The organism is Nocardiopsis prasina DSM 43845 (genome assembly GCF_000341265.1).
Taxonomy (GTDB): domain Bacteria; phylum Actinomycetota; class Actinomycetes; order Streptosporangiales; family Streptosporangiaceae; genus Nocardiopsis; species Nocardiopsis prasina.
In genome coordinates, this window is sequence record NZ_ANAE01000194.1 from 45,524 (window position 1) to 62,583 (window position 17,060).

Here is a 17,060-nt window from a genome sequence, read left to right on the forward strand (position 1 = left end):
CAACCTCTTTACCGTCCTCGGTACTGGGTGGACGGCGGCTCCCGAAACCCACGGGAACGTCCCCGGGCAACCCCCGTCCGGGCTCACGGAAATAACCGGCCGTGAGTGCGTTCCACCCGCCCTGGTCCGGAGACGGTCCGGGTCACCCCGCTACGGCCCCCAGGGTCGTGACCCAGCAGAAGGGCTCCCTCATGAGCATCAGCAGCAAGATCCGCTCGACCGCGGCCGTCGGTGCCGCCACCGCCCTGGCCTTCACGTTGATGCCCGCGGGCACCGCCAGCGCCCACGGCTACATCAACAACCCGCCCAGCCGCCAGGCGCAGTGCGCCGCCGGAACGGTCTCCTGTGGGCCGATCCAGTGGGAGCCGCAGAGCGTCGAGGGCCCCAAGGGTCTGATGAGCTGTTCCGGAGGCAACGCCGCCTTCTCCGAGCTGGACGACGACAACTACGGCTGGGACGTCACCCCGGTCGGCAACTCCGTCACCTTCGACTGGACGATCACCGCGCGGCACTCGACCAGCACGTGGGAATACTTCATCGACGGTCAGCAGATCGAGAGCATCGACGACGGCGGTGCGCAGCCGCCGGCGAACTTCTCCCACACCATCGACCTCTCCGGCTACAGCGGTGAGCAGACGGTGCTGGCCCGCTGGAACGTGGCCGACACCCCGATGGCCTTCTACGTCTGCGTCGACCTCAACGTCGGCGCCGCGTAGGCACGTGGAGGATCACCTCCGTACGCCGTGACGCCCCGCCCCGGGCGTCACGGCGTTCCGCCCCGGTCCGGCCCAGCGCCGGCCCGGGGCGTCCCCGTTCACGGGACCGGGTTCCGGTTGGCCGGAGGTGGCCGTTTTCCACCCGGGTGGTGCTCGTGCCCGGATTCGTCGGGGCGGTTATGGGAACATGCGACGGGTCAGGACACACGTACTCGTGGATGGACCCTCGCATGGGACACCCCCTCCAGCCGACCCCGCCAGGCCACTCCGGCCACCAGGGGCAGCCCCCGTTCGGGCAGCAGGGCCCACCGGGTCAGCCGCCGCCCCGGCCGCCTTACCCCCAGGGCCCGCCCGGCCACCCCGGAGCTCCGTCGAACCCGCCCCCGCCCGGACCTCCCGGCCACCCGGGCTTCCCGGGTGTTCCTGACCAGCCCCCGGCGTCCCGACGTCGGCCCCGAACCGCACTCACGGTGGCACTCACCGCCGCCGTCACGCTCGCCGTGGCGGGCGCCCTCACGTGGGTGGTCACCGCCACCACCGCCTCCTCCGCGCGGATCAGTCCCGCGAGCGGGCTGCCGACTGACGACCCCTGCGCGGTCCTCAGCGACCGAACCCTCGCGTCGATGGACGGTGAGGCCAGATACGGGGGAGCGAGTTCCTACTCCAGCGGCTGCGACTGGAGAGTCACTCTGGCGGGGGAGGAGAGGATCTCCCTCCACTTCCGTCGTTCCGTGCCGTTCTCCGCGGCGGACGCCGCCCTGCTCCGTGAACGTGACCCGCAGGCGGAGGAGTTGCCCACTGATGCTCGGGAGCTCTACGAGTCGACCGTCGAAGGGGCCTCCGAACGCGCGCGGAGCGAGGCCGCGCAGTCGCGGGACCGACCGCTGAGGTTCGGCGACGAGAGCACGTTGGTCCTCGCCGACTTCCCCACCGGTTCCGGCGACTCTCACGAGCAGGTGGTGGCACTGGTCGTCCGGGAGGGACGCCTTGTCAGCGAGGTCACCCTCAACCTGGGCTCCACCGTCGACGACATCGATCTGAACGAGGCCGAGGAGCTTCTCGCCGACGTGGCAGCCGACGCCTTCGGTTGATCCCCTTCCCCCAGGCGCGCGGGCGTCGCACAGAAACAGGAGGTCAGCCGTGTACAACGGCCCCCCACAGCAGTTCCCCCCACAGCACGACGGGTCCGGAACCCCAGGCCAGGCTCCCCGAGCGCAGGAACCCGAAGGGTCACCCCCCGCCGCCCGGACCCCAGCTTCGGGGTCGCCACCCGGACGGCGCGGCACCGGGCGCGTCATCGCGATCACCGCGGCGGTGACACTCGCGATCTACGGCCTGGTCGTCGGCGGCGTGTGGGCGGTGACCTCCTCCTCGGGCTCCCACCACGCCGGTCCGTCGCTCGAAGGTCTGGACCTGGACCCGTGCTCGGCGCCCGGCAGTTCGGACCTGCGTTCCCTCAACGCCGTCCTGGCCTCCGCCTCGTACTCTGAGGCGGGCACGGCGTGTTGGTGGAGCACGGAGTTCGCGAACGGGTCCCCGGGGTCGCTCCGGGTCACCTACAGCGTCCCCGAGAACGAGGAGGGGGAGAGGACCCGCGACCCGTCCGACACGGCCAGGAGATTCGCGGAGGAGCGGGGCAAGCTGGTCGACGGCGTGGACGCCCCACGGGGTTTCGAGATCCTGGAGGGGCGTGACCTCGACCTGGGAGACGAGTCCTTCGTCTCCCACTACCTCGCGGGCACCGACGGGCAGGGCAGTAACGCGACGGTGCTCGTCCGGAACGCGGAGTACCTGGTCGAGATCAGGGTCCTGGAGGCCGGGGAGGACAGGAGCGGCCGGGTCGACTTCACCGTCGGCGAGGAGGTGATCATCTCGATCGCCGAAGGTGCCGTGAGCCGTCTGGGGTGACCCCGGCACGCGGCGGCCGTCTATCCCGCGGCCGTCTACCGGGCCGCTGCCGTCGTCACCGGACGCACGCGCTGCCCCGTGCCCGCCCCGATCTCCGGGCGGCGGTCGACGCAGCGCGTGCGGTCCTCGAACGCCTTCGCGTAGCGCAGCAGCTCCACGTCCCGGTAGTGGTCCGCGGAGAGCTGGAAACCCACCGGGAGCCCGGACGTGGTGAACCCCGCCGGGAGCGCCAGGACGGGCAGCCCGGTAGCGGAGAGCGCGCACGCCGAACGCATCCAGTCCAGGTAGGTCGTGGACTCCACTCCGTTGATCGCGGTCGGGTAGCGCAGCCGGGCGTCGAAGGGCAGCACCTGGGCGGCGGGGCTGACCAGGAGGTCGTGGCGGGTGTGGAAGGCTCGGACGGCGGCGGCCAGCCGGGTCCGCGCGGCCGTGGCGTCGATGATCTCCCGTGCGCTCAGCGCCCATCCGGCCTCGACGTTCCAGACCACCTCGGGCTTGATCATCTCCGGCAGATCGCGCACCACGGGCCCGAGAGCGGCGGCGAAGTCGAGGGCTCGGGTGGTGCGGAAGACCTCGTCCGCCCCGCTGAGGTCCGGAGCGGCCTCCTCGACGATGGCCCCCGCCTCCTCGAAGACGCGCAGCCGTCCCTCCAGGACCTCCAGCACCTCCGGTTCCACGGGCAGGCCCAGCCCGAGGTCCGGGCTCCAGGCGACCCGTACCCCGCGCAGGTCCCCGAGCAGCGGCCCGGCGAAGTCGGTTCCGGTGACCGGTGCCGGGGGTTGGACCCGGGGCGAGGGCCCGGCGACCGCGGACATGAACAGGGCGATGTCGGACACCTCGCGGGCCATCGGGCCGGTGCGGGTCAGCCACGCCCAGTCGTCGCTCGCCGACGGCGCCGGGATCACCCCGTGGGAGGGCCGCAGCCCCACCACACCGCAGAACGACGCGGGGATGCGCAGCGATCCACCCATGTCCGACCCCTCGCCCAGGGGCTGGATCCCGCTTGCCACGGCTGCGGCCAGGCCACCGGACGAGCCGCCCGCGCTCAGCTCCGGGGCGTAGGGGTTGGTGGTCGTGCCGAAGACCTCGTTGAAGGTGTGCGAACCGGCGCCGAACTCCGGGACGTTGCTCTTGCCCGTGGAGACGACGCCCGCGCCCCTCAACCTGGAGATGACGGCGTCGTCCTCGGGGGGCACGTGGTCGGCGAGGAGCCGCGAGCCGCTGGTGCTGCGCATCCCGGCCACCGCGTGGGTGTCCTTGTGGGTCATCGGCAACCCGTGCAACGGAGGAAGCGCGGCGCCGGACACGGTGCGCTGATCAGCGGCCGCGGCGGCGGCCCGGGCCCGTTCCGGATCCAGGGTGACCACGGCGTTGACTGCCGGATTCACCTCCTCGATCCGTTCCAGGTGGGCGTCGAGTGCCTCCCGCGCGGAGACCTCGCGGCGGCGGATCGCCGCCACCAGGGTGGTCGCGGACATCAGCTGGATCTCGTTCATGGTGGGGCGCTGGCTCCTTCTGCGGTCTCCGCCGGTTCAGTGGCGCCCCAGTCTCCGTTGCGGGCCGCACGTTCCGGAACCTCCCCTCTGTGGATTCGTCCTGGTTTTTCGGGAAACGACCACACGGGGGCTCACTCCCGCCCCCGACCGCGAAGGAAGGCCTCCGCATGACCAGCCCGACCGACACCGTCCTGTCCGGACTCGACACCGGGCGCGCACACCGGATCTACCGGCACCTGCACGCCCACCCCGAACTCTCCATGCGGGAGTACGCCACCGCGGACTTCGTCGCGGCCGAACTGGACGACCTCGGAATCGGGAACTTCCGTTGCGGCGGCACCGGCGTGGTCGGCGTCCTCCGCAACGGAGAGGGGCCGGTGGTGGCCTTCCGCGCCGACACGGACGGGCTGCCCATCGCCGAGGACACCGGGCTCGAGTACGCCAGCAGTGCCACCGGAACGCTGGAGGACGGCACCACGGTGCCGGTCATGCACGGCTGCGGGCACGACACCCACGTCACGTCCCTGCTGACCGCCGCCCGCGCGCTGGCGTCCCACCCGGAAGCCTGGTCCGGGACCCTCGTGCTGGTCTTCCAACCCGGCGAGGAGGTCGCGGCCGGTGCGCGGGCGATGGTCGACGACGGCCTGTGGGAGCGCGCTCCCGTCCCCGAGGTCGTCCTGGGCCAGCACGTCATGCCGCTCCGGGCCGGGACCGTCAACATCTCCCACGGGGTCGCGATGGCCATGGCCGACGCCCTGCGGGTGACGGTGTACGGCAAGCAGTCCCACGGGTCGCGGCCGCAGTCCTCCATCGACCCGATCGTCCTCGGGGCACACATGATCGCCCGATTGCAGACGATCGTCTCCCGCGAACTCGACCCGCGCACCCCGGCCGTGGTCACCTCGGGGACCTTCCACGCGGGCCTGAAGGAGAACATCATCCCGGACCGCGCGGAGTTCACCCTGAACATCCGCACGTTCGAACCCGAGGTCCGCGAGCAGGTGCTCTCCGCCGTGCGGCGGATCGTCTCCGGTGAGGCCGCGGTCTCGGGAGCTCCGGAGCCGCTGGTCGAGGAGGTCTACGCGTTCCCGAGCTGCCACAACGACCCGGCCCAGGCCGCACGCGTCGAGACGGCGCTCAGGGCCGAACTGGGGGAGGGGAACGTGTCCGTCTCCGAACCGGTGATGGGCAGCGAGGACTTCGGCCACCTGGCGGAGGCCATCGGGGTGCCCTCGGTCTTCTGGATGTTCGGGGGGTTCGACCTGGCCCCGGGCGAGGAGGCCCCGGTCAACCACTCCCCGCACTTCGGCCCGGTCATGGAACCGACGCTCACCACCGGAACCCGGGCCGCCGTCGCCGGAATCCTGGCCTACCTCGGAACCGATCCACGAGGCTGACGGGCGCTCCGGACGGCGGACCCACCTCGGACACGACGAAGGCCGGTCCCGTGGGACCGGCCTTCGTGCTCTGTCGGGGTGGCGGGATTTGAACCCACGACCTCTTCGTCCCGAACGAAGCGCGCTGCCAAGCTGCGCTACACCCCGAAGCAACGTCCCCAAGTCTAGCGGACTCGGGGAGTGCTTGGGTAATTCGATTCGGGCGGAGGCGGACCCGCTGGTCAGGGGCGGGGGACCAGGTCCAGGAGCGAGGCCTCCGGGCGGCAGCAGAACCGCACCGGGGCGTACGGGGACGTGCCCAGGCCGCCGGACACGTGCAGCCACGCGTCGCCGTACTCGTTGAGGCCCCACGCGCGCCTGCGGTCGATACCGCAGTTGGTGACCAGCGTCCCGTAGAACGGCAGGCACAGCTGCCCGCCGTGCGTGTGTCCGGCGAGCAGCAGCTGGTACCCGTCGGCCTCGAAGCGGTCCAGGTTCGAGGGCTCGGGTGAGTGCAGCACACCCAGCCTGATGTCGGCCAGCGGGTCGGCCGGACCGGCGACGTCGTCGTAGCGGTCCAGCTTGATGTGCGAGTCGTGCACCCCGGCCAGGGCCACGTCGAGCCCGTTGGCCTTCAGCGAGCCCTTGTGGTTGTTCAGGTCCAACCAGCCCGAGGCCGACATCGACGCGCCCAGCTCACGCCAGGGCAGGTCCGGCGCCCGGCGCTTGCGGTAGTCCGTCTTGCTGGTCCGCCACAGGTAGCGCGCCGGGTTCTTCAACTGCGGGGAGAACAGGTCGTTGGACCCGTACACGAAGGCGCCCGGACGGTCCAGGAGCGGCCCCAGGGCGTCGATGAACGGCCCCACCGCGTCGGGGTGGGCCAGCGAGTCCCCGGTGTTGATCACCAGGTCGGGCTCGTAGGCCTCCAGTCCCCGGATCCAGTCGATCAGCATCTTCCGCCCGGGCGTCAGGTGCGCGTCGGACAGGTGCAGCACACGCAGTCGGGGGCTGCCCGGGGGCAGCAGCGGCAGCTCGTAGCGGCGCAGCCGGAACCAGTTGCGTTCGATGACCGAGGCGTATCCCAGCCCGGCCACACCGACCGCCCCGGTGATCGCTGCCGCGCGCCCGATCCGGCGCAGGAGTGGTCTGTTGTCGGCGCCCATCCGGCCCTCCTTCGTCGAGTACCGATCGTCTCAGATCCGGGGTGCCCCGCGCGCAAACCGTTGGTGGGCGTGGCCGGGGCGGCCGTAGGATCGGGCCATGTCCGAACTCAAAGCCCGTCTCAAGACCGACCTGACCACCGCCATGAAGGCGAAGGACAAGGTCCGCACCGCCACCCTGCGCATGGTGCTCACCACCATCGCCACCGAGGAGTCCGCGGGCTCCTCGCAGCGGGCGCTCGGCGACGACGAGGTCACCAAGCTCCTCATCCGCGAGGCCAAGAAGCGTCGCGAGGCCGCCGAGGCCTTCGACAAGGGCGACCGCCCCGAGGCCGCCGCCAACGAGCGGGCCGAGAGCGAGGTCCTGTCGGACTACCTCCCCAAGCCCCTCACCGACGACGAGCTCTCCCAGCTGGTCACGGCCGCGGTCGCCGAGACCAGCGCCTCCGGGATGAAGGAGATGGGCAAGGTCATGAAGATCGTCAACGCCCAGATCGCCGGGCGTGCCGACGGCGCCCGTGTGGCCGCCGAGGTCAAGCGCCAGCTGGCCTAGGGCCCCGGAACGACGAGGGGGCGGCGGTGACCAGGTCACCGCCGCCCCCTCCGTGCTGCTCGGGGTCAGTCGCTCCGGCTGGGCTGGGCCGCCGGGACCACCGGGTGCCAACCGCCGCGGTCCGGGCTCCCCTCCGAGTTGGCACGGCCGCCGCCGCTGCTCAGGAACACGTTGACCGTCGCTCCCTCAGGGAGGCGGGTGCCCGGGTTCGGGTTGACCGCGGCCACCGAACCCTCGCTCTCGGACGAGCGGACCGTCGTTCCGGACACGTTCACCGAGTAACCGGCGGCCTCCAGGGCGGCGACGGCCTCGGACTCGCCCAGACCGACGACGTTGGGAACGCCGCCGTCGTCGCTGGCCGGGCTGGCGTCCTCGTCCCCGTCGTCATCGTCATCCCGGGGAGCGCGGGGCTCGGAGGTGGAACCGAACTTGCCGGGCGCGGACGCCAGACTCTCGGTGTCCAGGCCCTCGTGGGCGCCTCGCATGGTCTCCTGCCAGATCGGTCCGGGGATGGTCGCCCCGTACACGGTCCCGAAGTACCGGTCGCCGATCCTGACGTTGCGCAGCGGGTACTGCTGGGGACCGCGCGGGTCGCCGACGAACACGCTGCTGGCCATCTGCGGGGTGAACCCGGCGAACCAGGCGGCGGCGGAACCGTCGGTGGTTCCGGTCTTGCCCGCCGCCGGACGGCCGATACCGAGGCTGGCGGCGGTGCCCCCGTTGAAGGTCTGCGACAGCAGGTAGCTGGTGCCGTCGGCGACGTCCTCGTCGATCACGCGCTCGCACTGCGGCTCGATGTCGATCGTGGCGCCCGCCTGGCGGTCCTCGATCCTGGTGATGGACTGCGGCTCGCAGTACATGCCGCCGGAGGCGAAGGTCGCGTAGGCGTTGGACACCCGCAGCGGGGAGACCTCCTCGCTGCCCAGCGTGAAGCTGCTGTTGGCGAGCGAGTTGTCGTTCTCCGTGAACAGGGTGCCGTCGGCGCGCTTCAGCCCCAGCTTCTCCGCCATCTTCATCGTGTTGCACAGGCCCGCGCGGGCCTGGAGCTGCGCGAAGTAGGTGTTGGAGGAGGCCTTGGTGCCGGACACCATGTTGTGGTTGCCCGCGTTGCTGTCACCGGCGTTGCTCAGCGACCACGACTCCAGCCGACCGCCGTTGCAGGAGGTCTGGCCGCTCACCGTGGTGGAGCTCGGTGAGTTGAAGGAGGTGCCGAAGGGCAACCCCTCCTCCAGCGCGGCGGCGAGGGTGATCGCCTTGAACGTCGACCCGGCCTGGAAGCCGCTGCTGCCGCCCCGGTCGGAGTCGGTGGTGAAGTTGATCGAGGTCTCGCCGAGCTTGCTCTCGTCGGGACCGTAGTTGCGGCTCTGCATCATCCCGAGGATGTGGCCGGTGCCCGGTTCGACGACCGCCTGCGCGGCCACCTTGCGGGAGTCGTTCTCGCGCGGCACCCACTTGTCCACGGCCTTCTGGCCCGACTCCTGCGTCTGCGGGTCCAGGGTCGTGTGGATCTCCAGACCGGCGGTGCGCAACCAGCGCGCCCGCTCGGTCTCGTTGGGACCGAACCGCTCGTCCTGCTCGATCTCCTGCACGACGTAGTCGCAGAAGAAGGGCTGGTCGCTGGGGACGCACCCGTTGGGCGGGGTGTCCAGGTCCAGCTCCATGTCCTCGGCCTTGGCCTCCTCGGCCTCCTCCTCGGTGATGGCCTCGGTGGCGACCATGCGGTCCAGGACGACGTTGCGCCGCTCGGTGGTCTGCTCGGGGAAGAAGCGCGGGTTGTACAGGTAGGGGTAGCGGACGAGACCGGCGATGGTCGCCGCCTGGTGCAGCTCCAGCTCGCTCGCGGGCACCTGGAAGAAGTGCTGCGCGGCGGACTCGACGCCGTAGGCGCCGTCGCTGAAGTAGGCGATGTTGAGGTAGCCCTCCAGGATCTCGTCCTTGGTCATCCTCTGTTCCAGGGCGACGGCGTAACGCAACTCCCGGATCTTGCGGGCGATGGTCTCCTCGCGGGCCTCCTCCAGCTCCTCCTGTGAGGTGGCGGCCTCGATCTGCACGTTCTTCACGTACTGCTGGGTGATGGAGGAGGCACCCTCGGTGTTGCCTCCCATGGTCCGGAGGGCGGCACGCAGGGTGCCGGACACGTCCAGACCACCGTGGTCGTAGAAGCGGGAGTCCTCCATGGCGAGGATGGCGTCGACCATCACCGGGGACACGTCGTCGATGTCGACGAGCTCACGGTTCTGGTCGAAGATCTCCGCGATCACACCGCCCTCGCGGTCGTAGATGGTCGACCGCTGAGGAGGTGGAGGTGTCTCGAGTTGGCTGGGCATGTCCAGGAAGCCGCTGGCGATGTTGCGGGCGGTGATCCCCATGCCGCCGACCGCCGGTAGGGCGAGTGCGGCGACGAGGAGGCCGGCGATCACACCGACGACGACCAGTTGGCTGATTCTTTGAAGCAATGTCCCCTGACCCACCCCATCAGACTAAGTGACCACGAACGCTCAGAAGCGGTGCGATCGGTAACGGACGGTGCGTTTTCACGCCGAATCGCCCATGACTACGCACGAGCCGTATCCCCGGACCATCCTTCCACGGTTAACGCAGACAGCCCCGGGTGTGGTTCAGCCGACACGCACCCCAGCCCCGGTCGGGGAGGGTGGTCGGCCGGTCGCGCAATGGCCCGCTCGGGCCATATCCGTGAGACGGAAAGTGGGTCGAGTGGGTTCTGTTGGCGCGGCGATCCGAACCGTACTTTCGAGATACGGGGCGCCGTGACGATGCGTGCACGTCGCGCCCCACGCGGTAGCGGGAGGCCACCGTGTTCACCTCCACTCAACCAGAGCACACCAACCACCTTTGACCGCGAGCGCTAGCACACGTCTGGGAAGTGCGCCACATGTGGACCCATCAGTGGACGACAGAGGCCCTGTGCCGTCAGATCGACCCCGACGCCCTTTTCGTCCAGGGCGCCGCGCAGAACCGCGCCAAGCTCTTCTGTCACGGCTGTCCCGTGCGTGTCGAGTGCCTCGCCGACGCGCTCGACCACCGGGTGGAGTTCGGGGTGTGGGGCGGCATGACCGAACGCGAACGCCGCTCCCTGCTACGCAAGCACCCCGACATCACCGACTGGGCGCCCCTGCTGGAGGAGGCCCGCCGGGAGGGTGCGGACGACCTCTCCCGGATCGCGTGGACCCTGCGGGACACGCCCGCCTGACACCGGCCCGGAACGGCCTCAGGAGTCCTCCGGCGCGGTCTCCCCGGGGCTCGCGGCCCCTCCGGTGAAGGACGCTCCTTCGGTGCCTCCGGCGAGCGCCACGCCGATCCCGCGCAGACCGGCGAGGTCGTGCACGTCCTCGGGCCGCGCCGGAACCTCGACCACCCGCGCCCCCCGGTGGGCCGACAGCATCCGGGCTCGCAGCCGCTCCTCGCGCTCGTGTGCCCGGACCCGCTCGGCGTGAAGGCGCAGGGCCGCCGCCGCGAGCGGGTGGGAGTCCGACTCCTTCAGGGAACCGGCGGCCGCCAGCGCCTCGTCCGCGCCCAGACGCGCCCCCGGCCCGGACGGCAGCGGATGCGTCCGGTTCAGCACCAGGCCCGCCAGCGGCATGGACTCCGCCGCCAACCGGTCCATGAAGTAGGAGGCCTCGCGCATCGCGTCCGTGTCCGGGGTCGCCACCACCACGAAGGCCGTCCCCGGCGTCTGGAGCAGCCGGTAGGTGCGCTCGGCGCGTTCCTGGAACCCGCCGAACACCGTGTCGAACGCGGAGACGAAGGAACGCAGGTCGGCCAGGAACTGGGCCCCGACGATCTTGCCCACCACCGAGCCCACCACGTTGAACCCGGCGCCCAGCAGCCGGAACGCACCGGTGGCCGGGGGGCTCAGGAAGCGGATGAGCCGACCGTCCAGGAACCGGCCGAGCCGCTTGGGCGCGTCCAGGAAGTCCAGCGCGGACCGGCTGGGCGGGGTGTCCACCACGATCAGGTCCCAGTCGCCGGACTGGCGCAGCTGCCCCAGCTTCTCCATCGCCATGTACTCCTGCGTGCCGGAGAAGCTCGTGGAGAGGGTCTGGTAGAAGGGGTTGGCCAGGATCTGGCGGGCCCGTTCGGGGTCGGCGTGCTCCCTGACGACCTCGTCGAAGGTCCGCTTCATGTCGAGCATCATCGCGTGCAGGCTGCCCCGGGCCGATTCGGGGAGCGGTACCGGGCGCGGGGTGTTGTCCAGCTCCACGAGCCCCATCGACTGCGCCAGGCGCCGGGCCGGGTCCACCGTGATCACCACGGTGCGCCGTCCTCGTTCGGCGGCGCGCAGCCCCAGAGCGGCGGCGGTGGTGGTCTTGCCGACCCCGCCCGCCCCGCAGCACACGACGATCCTCGTGCGGGTGTCGTCCAGCAGGGCGTCCACGTCCAGCGGCGCGCCCTCACGTGGTCCCCGGACGCCCGGACCCGTCCCTCTCCGGTCCTCGGTCACCGCTCCACCCCCTGATCGGTCAGGCTCCGGGCCAGGTCGCCCAGCACGGCGCGGTCCACCCCGCCCTCCACCCGGGGCAGCTCCACCATGGGCAGGCCCAATCCCTCCAACTCGCCGCGGACCCGTTCCTCCAGCAGCTGGCGCAGCGCGTGCGCGCGCACCTCGCCCGCGAGGTCCTCGGCCAGCTCCTCGGGCGCCTCCAGCAGAGCCGGGTCCAGCGGTGCGGCCCGGAGCCCCGAAGCGAGCGCGGTCGAGTCCAGCTCCCCCGTGACGGCGGCGGCGAGGTCGGCGGCGTCCAGCAGCGGCGGTGCGACCATGTTCACCAGGACTGATCCCAGGGGCAGTCCCAGCTCGCGCAGCTCCGCGATCCCGTCCCGGGTCTCCTGGGCGGGCATTTCCTCCAGCAGGGTCACGAAGTGCACGCGGGTGCGGGCGGACCGGATCACCTCCATGACCCGGTCGGCGTGGCCGCGAACGGGCCCCACCCGGGCCAGCCCCGCCACCTCGGAGTTGACGTTCAGGAACCGCCCGATCCTCCCCGTGGGCGGCGCGTCCATGACCACGGCGTCGTAGTGGAAGGGGGCGCTGGAGGGGGAGTCGGAGGACCGTCCCCGATCGCCCGTGCGCCGCCGGACCGCCTCGGTGGCCTTGCCGGTGAGCAGGACGTCGCGCAGCCCCGGGGCAATGGTGGTGGCGAAGTCGACGGCGCCCAGCCTGGTGAGCGCCTGACCGGCCCGGCGCATCCCGTAGAACAGCTCCAGGTACTCCAGCAGCGCCGCCTCGGCGTCCGCCGCCAGCACGTGGACGCAACCCCCGCCGGGCGCGGTGATCATCTCGCGCTCCTCGTAGGGCAGGGCGGGGCTCCCGAGCAGGGAGGCCACCCCCTGGCGGCCCTCCACCTCGACCAGGAGCACGCGTCCGCCCCGGGAGGCCAGGGCGAGCGCCAACGCCGTGGCGGCCGTCGTCTTCCCGGTACCGCCCTTGCCCGTCACGATGTGCAACCGGGCACCGGCGAACGCCGTCCCCGGGTCGTCACCGCGCGGTCCCTGTTCACGATCGCTCACCCCACGGAGTCTATGTGCGTGCCCTCCACCCGGCGCGGGCGAGGTGTCGTCGGGCGCGGAGGCGTCCCGCGCCCTTGCTGCCCCCGGGGCGGTCCCGGGTCAGCTCCGCGCGCCGAGCCGGATCCCCTCGATCGTCATACGGACGAGTTCTTCGCTGTCGACTCGCCACGTCTCGACCCCGAGGTGACCGCTGCGCTCGAGTTCCGCGATGCCGTGCGCGGTGGACATCAGCAGCGCGCCGTATCGGGGGGCATCGGTCGTACCGACCAGATCACCGAGCAGGTCGAGGAACCCGTCCTGGAGACGACCGGCGGACTCCGCGGCCTCGCGGTCCTCGGCGGGCGTCGCGAACATGAGCGCGTACAGATGCGGTCGCTCGCGTGCGCGTCCGATGAGCGCCATGACCGCGCTCTCCAGCCTGGCTCCCGGGTCGCCCGAGCCCGTGCGCAGCTGCTCGACCTCGGCGGCGAGGGAGTCCCACGCCGCGATCGCGAGCGTGGCCAGCAGCTGCTCCTTGTTCGTGAAGTGCCCGTACGGCGCACCGCGTGAGACCCCGGCCCGCGCACCGACTCCGCGGAGGGTGACCATTGCCGCACCGCCCTCGTCCAGCAGTTCGGACGCGGCTCGAAGGAGGGCGCTACGGGTCGCCGCGGCCGTCTCAGCTCTGGTCACCATGGCCGAATTCTACTTGACAGTGTCACATGAATCGCCCATCATCATTCATATGACAAAGTCATATGAATTTCGTCCCCCGCACGACCCGGTGGACGGTGCCGCCCCCGCGGGCGGTGTGCGGGCAGCGTTCTCGGCTTCGAGCGTGCCCCCGATGCGGGGCCGCACCGTTGTCGTCACCGGCGCGAACAGCGGCATCGGCCGGGTCACAGCCCGGGTGTTCGCCGAACGGGGCGCACGGGTGGTGCTGGCGGTGCGCAGCGAGGAGAAGGGGCGCTCCGCAGCCGCGGAGATGACCGGTGAGGTCGAGGTCCGACGACTCGACCTCGCCGACCTCTCCTCGGTTCGTGCGTTCGCCCGGGACCTCACCGACCCCGTCGACCTGCTGATCAACAACGCGGGTGTGTCACTCCCGCCCCCCATCCGCACCGCCGACGACTTCGAACCGCAGCTCGGGACCAACCACCTCGGCCACTTCGCGCTGACGAACCTGCTGCTCCCACGGATCCGGCAGCGGGTCGTCACGGTGGCCTCGCTCGCCCACCTGCTCGGCTCGATCGATTTCGGCGACCTCAACCAGCACCGCAAGCGCTACCGGGGCATGGCCGCGTACGGGCAGTCCAAGCTCGCCAACCTGCTGTTCACCAGCGAACTCCAGCGCCGACTGGAGGCGGTCGGCTCACCGGTGATCGCGACGGCCGCGCACCCGGGGATCTCGGCCACGAACCTGATGAGGTCCGAGGACCCGGGCCCGGGCTTTCGGCTGGGGCAGGCCCTGATCGGCGCGCTCACACAGAGCCAGGACGACGGTGCCCTTCCCACGCTCTACGCCGCCGTCGCCGAGATCCCTGGGAACGGCTACGCCGGTCCGGGCCGACTCATGGGGCTCCGGGGAGCTCCGAAGCTGGTCGGACGGGCACGCAGAGCGCGGGACGCCTCTGTGGCGCGTCGGCTGTGGGCGGTCTCGGAGGCCCTGACCGGAGTCGGCTTCCCCCTGGAACCCGGCGGGCACTCGGAGGGACCCGTCCTGAGGGGGGCGTCACCGGGTACGCCTGGCCTCCCGAGTGGGCGCGGGTGAGTAAGGTGAGCGGCGTTGAGGGGCGGCCCCAGGGGTCGCCGTGACCGAGAGGGGTAGACGATGACCAAGTGGGAGTACCAGAGCGTGGCGCTGCTGTCGCACGCCACCAAGCAGATCCTGGACAACTGGGGTGAGGACGGCTGGGAGCTGGTTTCCGTCGTGCCGGCGCCGCTGCCCGAGGGCACCGACCCGCGCAACCAGCAGTACGTCGCCTACATGAAGCGGGCCAAGTAGATGGCGACCCCGGAGGAGCGGATCGCCGAACTCGGGCTCACCCTGCCCGAGGTCGTTCCCCCGGTCGCGGCCTACCAGCCGACCGTCCGCAGCGGTGACCACGTCTACGTCTCCGGCCAGCTGCCGTTCGTCGACGGCGCCCTTCCGGCCACCGGCAAGGTCGGTGCCGAGGTCAGCCCGGAGACCGCCAAGGAACTGGCCGCCGTGTGCGCGCTGAACGCCATCGCGGCGGTGCGGGCCGAGGTCGGCGACCTGTCCAACGTGGTGCGCGTGGTGCGGGTTGGCGGCTTCGTGGCCAGCGATCCCGGGTTCACCGGGCACCCCGGTGTGATCAACGGGGCCAGCGAGCTGCTCGGCGAGGTCTTCGGTGCGGCCGGGGTGCACGCCCGGGCCGCCGTCGGTGTCGCGTCCCTGCCGTTGGACGCCCCGGTCGAGGTTGACATGATCGTCGAGGTCCGCTGACCGGACCCGAGGGCGACCCGGGCCACAGCGCGGCCTTCGTGAACGACGGGAGTGAGTCGATGACCGAGGACGACGGTGTGGCCCGGCCCCGCCCCGCAGCCACCGTGATGTTGCTGCGTCCGGCGGCGGGCTCGGACGCCGGACGGGCGGAGCGCCCCATGGAGGTCCTGCTCATGCGCAGGGTGCCGACCATGGGGTTCGCCCCGGGCGCCTACGTCTTCCCGGGCGGCCGGGTGGACGAGCGCGACGCCGACGGCGACCTCCCGTGGACCGGCCCGTCGCCCGAGGAGTGGGCCGGGATCCTGGGAACGGACGTGGCCCGGGCCCGTGCCCTCGTGTGCGCGGCGGTCCGGGAGACCTTCGAGGAGACCGGCGTCCTGCTGGCCAGCGAACCCGAGCGGGCGGGCGAGGAGGCGATCACCCTCGACACCGCCACCGACGACTGGGAGCGGGACCGGCTGGGCCTGATCGACCACACCCACTCCTTCACGGAGGTGCTGCGTCGGCGCGGGCTGGTGCTGCGCTCGGAGTGGCTGCGCGCGTGGTCGAGGTGGATCACCCCCAGCAACCAGCCGCGCCGGTTCGACACCTGGTTCTTCACGGCCGAACTCCCTCCGGGGCAGGCGGCACGCGACGTCGGCGGCGAGGCCGACCTCACGCGGTGGACCGACCCGTCCGTGGTCGCCGAGGAGTGGGGCGCCGGCAGGATGCCGATGCTGCCGCCGACCGTGATCGCCTGCGCCCAGCTGGCGGACCGGCGGACCCTCCAGGGTGTGAGGGAGGCCCGGCGGGATATCGTTCCTCTCGAACCGGACGTTCGGGAAATAGGCGGACAGCTCCGTGTCGTGGCGCCGGACGGCAGCGACTTCCCCCTACCGGGGCCCGGCGCGGGACAGTGAGCACGGCGTCCGCTCCGGCGGCGCGCGGCGCCCCGTCGTGGGGCGGGCCGCGGGCCCTCCGGGCGGCTCCGGGTACGGCGATCGAAGCGAGGTGCGATGAGGATCGACGGTTCCGGGACACTGCGCGCCGGTTGCGTGCTCTGCCCCAATCCAGGCCCGATGACGCTGGAGGGCACCAACACCTGGATTCTGCGTGAACCGGGCGCGCGCGGGGTGATGGTCGTCGATCCGGGCCCCCACGACGAGCGCCACCTGGAGCGGGTGGCGCGGACCGTGCAGGAACAGGGCGCCCAGGTCCAGATGGCCGTGGTGACGCACCGGCACTTCGACCACGCCGAGGGTTCCCGTTACTTCTCGGAACTGACCGGTGCGCCCGTGCACGCGGTGGACCCGCAGGTGCGGGTGGGCGGCGCGGGCCTGGAGGACGGTCAGCTGCTCGATGTGGACGGTCTGGAGGTCCGGGTCATCGCCACGCCGGGGCACACCGACGACTCGGTCTGCCTGCTCGTCGAGGCCGACAGCGCCATCCTGACCGGGGACACCATCCTGGGACACGGCACGACGGTGATCGACGGGGACGACGGCCTGGCCCCCTACATGGACTCGCTGTACCGCCTCCGGGGCCTGGTGGAGGAGTACCAGGTGCGGACGCTGCTGCCGGGGCACGGGCCGATCCTGACCTCGCCGACGGCCGCGCTGACCTCCTACATCGACCACCGTGAGGCGCGTCTGGCGCAGGTGCGGGACGCGGTGGCGGCCGGAGCGGCGGGGGTCGGGGAGATCATCGACCGCGTCTACCCGGACGTGGTGGAGAGCGTCCGCCCGGCCGCGGCCTCCTCGGTCCGGGCGCAGCTGCGCTACCTGGCGGTCAAGGGCGAGCTCCCCGAGGGGTTCGAGGAGTAGGTCCGCGTCCCCGGAGTCGAAGCCCCGGAGTCGAAGCACGGAGCCCACGCGGCCCGGAGAGCGCCTGAGAGGCCCCT

At 71.6% G+C, this 17,060-nt stretch carries 17 protein-coding genes and 1 tRNA gene; 11 read left to right on the top strand and 7 right to left on the bottom strand.

What is annotated here, in order from left to right; translation table 11 throughout:
- The first annotated feature begins 191 nt into the window (after nucleotides 1-191).
- The 3 genes from D452_RS0123905 (at nucleotide 192) to D452_RS28880 (ending at nucleotide 2,624) form a co-directional block, all read left to right on the top strand.
- Nucleotides 192-716, top strand: a complete 525-nt coding sequence (locus D452_RS0123905; protein ID WP_026129630.1) for a lytic polysaccharide monooxygenase auxiliary activity family 9 protein — start codon at nucleotides 192-194, stop codon at nucleotides 714-716.
- A gap of 470 nt (nucleotides 717-1,186) precedes the next feature.
- Entirely contained in the window at nucleotides 1,187-1,807 is a 621-nt protein-coding gene (locus tag D452_RS30745; protein WP_017546665.1) for a hypothetical protein, read from the top strand.
- Nucleotides 1,808-2,030: 223 nt separating this feature from the next.
- A complete protein-coding gene (locus tag D452_RS28880; protein WP_017546666.1) occupies nucleotides 2,031-2,624 on the top strand; it encodes a hypothetical protein in 594 nt (197 codons plus the stop codon).
- A 35-nt stretch (nucleotides 2,625-2,659) separates the two neighbouring features.
- Here D452_RS28880 and D452_RS0123920 read toward each other — a convergent pair whose 3' ends face one another.
- Nucleotides 2,660-4,120: an amidase gene (locus D452_RS0123920; RefSeq protein WP_017546667.1), complete on the bottom strand. Its 1,461-nt coding sequence runs from the start codon at nucleotides 4,118-4,120 to the stop codon at nucleotides 2,660-2,662.
- Nucleotides 4,121-4,287: 167 nt separating this feature from the next.
- On the opposite strand from D452_RS0123920, the gene D452_RS0123925 reads away from it, so the two are divergent.
- Nucleotides 4,288-5,517, top strand: a complete 1,230-nt coding sequence (locus D452_RS0123925; protein WP_017546668.1) for an amidohydrolase — start codon at nucleotides 4,288-4,290, stop codon at nucleotides 5,515-5,517.
- 73 nt (nucleotides 5,518-5,590) lie between these two features.
- On the opposite strand, the gene D452_RS0123930 is transcribed toward D452_RS0123925, so the two are convergent.
- Both D452_RS0123930 and D452_RS0123935 read right to left on the bottom strand, forming a co-directional pair.
- Nucleotides 5,591-5,664, bottom strand: a tRNA-Pro gene (locus tag D452_RS0123930).
- A gap of 74 nt (nucleotides 5,665-5,738) precedes the next feature.
- A complete protein-coding gene (locus tag D452_RS0123935) occupies nucleotides 5,739-6,659 on the bottom strand; it encodes a metallophosphoesterase (protein ID WP_017546669.1) in 921 nt (306 codons plus the stop codon).
- Nucleotides 6,660-6,756: 97 nt separating this feature from the next.
- Here D452_RS0123935 and D452_RS0123940 point away from each other — a divergent pair, with 97 nt between their 5' ends.
- Nucleotides 6,757-7,209: a GatB/YqeY domain-containing protein gene (locus D452_RS0123940; RefSeq protein ID WP_017546670.1), complete on the top strand. Its 453-nt coding sequence runs from the start codon at nucleotides 6,757-6,759 to the stop codon at nucleotides 7,207-7,209.
- 65 nt (nucleotides 7,210-7,274) lie between these two features.
- Here D452_RS0123940 and D452_RS0123945 read toward each other — a convergent pair whose 3' ends face one another.
- Nucleotides 7,275-9,665, bottom strand: coding sequence for a penicillin-binding protein (locus D452_RS0123945; protein ID WP_026129632.1), 2,391 nt, complete (start codon nucleotides 9,663-9,665; stop codon nucleotides 7,275-7,277).
- Nucleotides 9,666-10,102: 437 nt separating this feature from the next.
- Between D452_RS0123945 and D452_RS0123950 the strand changes: the two genes are divergently transcribed.
- Nucleotides 10,103-10,420, top strand: a complete 318-nt coding sequence (locus D452_RS0123950; RefSeq protein ID WP_017546672.1) for a WhiB family transcriptional regulator — start codon at nucleotides 10,103-10,105, stop codon at nucleotides 10,418-10,420.
- An 18-nt stretch (nucleotides 10,421-10,438) separates the two neighbouring features.
- Here D452_RS0123950 and D452_RS0123955 read toward each other — a convergent pair whose 3' ends face one another.
- The 3 genes from D452_RS0123955 to D452_RS0123965 all read right to left on the bottom strand — a co-directional run bounded on the left by D452_RS0123955 (nucleotide 10,439) and on the right by D452_RS0123965 (nucleotide 13,410).
- Nucleotides 10,439-11,671: an ArsA family ATPase gene (locus D452_RS0123955; RefSeq protein WP_017546673.1), complete on the bottom strand. Its 1,233-nt coding sequence runs from the start codon at nucleotides 11,669-11,671 to the stop codon at nucleotides 10,439-10,441.
- Entirely contained in the window at nucleotides 11,668-12,735 is a 1,068-nt protein-coding gene (locus tag D452_RS0123960; RefSeq protein ID WP_017546674.1) for an ArsA-related P-loop ATPase, read from the bottom strand. Before D452_RS0123960 ends, D452_RS0123955 begins: the two co-directional genes overlap by 4 nt.
- A gap of 99 nt (nucleotides 12,736-12,834) precedes the next feature.
- Nucleotides 12,835-13,410, bottom strand: a complete 576-nt coding sequence (locus tag D452_RS0123965; RefSeq protein ID WP_086002877.1) for a TetR/AcrR family transcriptional regulator — start codon at nucleotides 13,408-13,410, stop codon at nucleotides 12,835-12,837.
- Nucleotides 13,411-13,525: 115 nt separating this feature from the next.
- On the opposite strand from D452_RS0123965, the gene D452_RS28885 reads away from it, so the two are divergent.
- From D452_RS28885 to D452_RS0123990, 5 genes are all read left to right on the top strand, one after another.
- Nucleotides 13,526-14,485 carry an oxidoreductase gene (locus D452_RS28885; RefSeq protein ID WP_275040744.1) on the top strand — a complete coding sequence of 320 codons (960 nt, stop codon included), beginning with the start codon at nucleotides 13,526-13,528 and terminating at the stop codon, nucleotides 14,483-14,485.
- Between the two features lie 60 nt (nucleotides 14,486-14,545).
- Nucleotides 14,546-14,719 carry a DUF4177 domain-containing protein gene (locus tag D452_RS29920; RefSeq protein ID WP_017546677.1) on the top strand — a complete coding sequence of 58 codons (174 nt, stop codon included), beginning with the start codon at nucleotides 14,546-14,548 and terminating at the stop codon, nucleotides 14,717-14,719.
- Nucleotides 14,720-15,181, top strand: a complete 462-nt coding sequence (locus tag D452_RS0123980; RefSeq protein ID WP_017546678.1) for a RidA family protein — start codon at nucleotides 14,720-14,722, stop codon at nucleotides 15,179-15,181. It begins immediately after the preceding gene.
- Nucleotides 15,182-15,240: 59 nt separating this feature from the next.
- Nucleotides 15,241-16,080, top strand: a complete 840-nt coding sequence (locus D452_RS0123985; protein WP_017546679.1) for an NUDIX hydrolase — start codon at nucleotides 15,241-15,243, stop codon at nucleotides 16,078-16,080.
- 96 nt (nucleotides 16,081-16,176) lie between these two features.
- A complete protein-coding gene (locus tag D452_RS0123990) occupies nucleotides 16,177-16,983 on the top strand; it encodes an MBL fold metallo-hydrolase (protein ID WP_017546680.1) in 807 nt (268 codons plus the stop codon).
- The last annotated feature ends 77 nt before the right edge of the window (nucleotides 16,984-17,060 follow it).

What these genes read in the sequence shown, in the direction of transcription:
- D452_RS0123905 (WP_026129630.1), top strand. Translation starts at nt 192, where the DNA reads ATGAGCATCAGCAGCAAGATCCGCTCGACCGCGGCCGTCGGTGCCGCC.
- D452_RS0123920 (WP_017546667.1), bottom strand. Translation starts at nt 4,120, where the DNA reads ATGAACGAGATCCAGCTGATGTCCGCGACCACCCTGGTGGCGGCGATC.
- D452_RS0123925 (WP_017546668.1), top strand. Translation starts at nt 4,288, where the DNA reads ATGACCAGCCCGACCGACACCGTCCTGTCCGGACTCGACACCGGGCGC.
- D452_RS0123935 (WP_017546669.1), bottom strand. Translation starts at nt 6,659, where the DNA reads ATGGGCGCCGACAACAGACCACTCCTGCGCCGGATCGGGCGCGCGGCA.
- D452_RS0123940 (WP_017546670.1), top strand. Translation starts at nt 6,757, where the DNA reads ATGTCCGAACTCAAAGCCCGTCTCAAGACCGACCTGACCACCGCCATG.
- D452_RS0123950 (WP_017546672.1), top strand. Translation starts at nt 10,103, where the DNA reads ATGTGGACCCATCAGTGGACGACAGAGGCCCTGTGCCGTCAGATCGAC.
- D452_RS0123965 (WP_086002877.1), bottom strand. Translation starts at nt 13,410, where the DNA reads ATGGTGACCAGAGCTGAGACGGCCGCGGCGACCCGTAGCGCCCTCCTT.
- D452_RS29920 (WP_017546677.1), top strand. Translation starts at nt 14,546, where the DNA reads ATGACCAAGTGGGAGTACCAGAGCGTGGCGCTGCTGTCGCACGCCACC.
- D452_RS0123980 (WP_017546678.1), top strand. Translation starts at nt 14,720, where the DNA reads ATGGCGACCCCGGAGGAGCGGATCGCCGAACTCGGGCTCACCCTGCCC.
- D452_RS0123985 (WP_017546679.1), top strand. Translation starts at nt 15,241, where the DNA reads ATGACCGAGGACGACGGTGTGGCCCGGCCCCGCCCCGCAGCCACCGTG.
- D452_RS0123990 (WP_017546680.1), top strand. Translation starts at nt 16,177, where the DNA reads ATGAGGATCGACGGTTCCGGGACACTGCGCGCCGGTTGCGTGCTCTGC.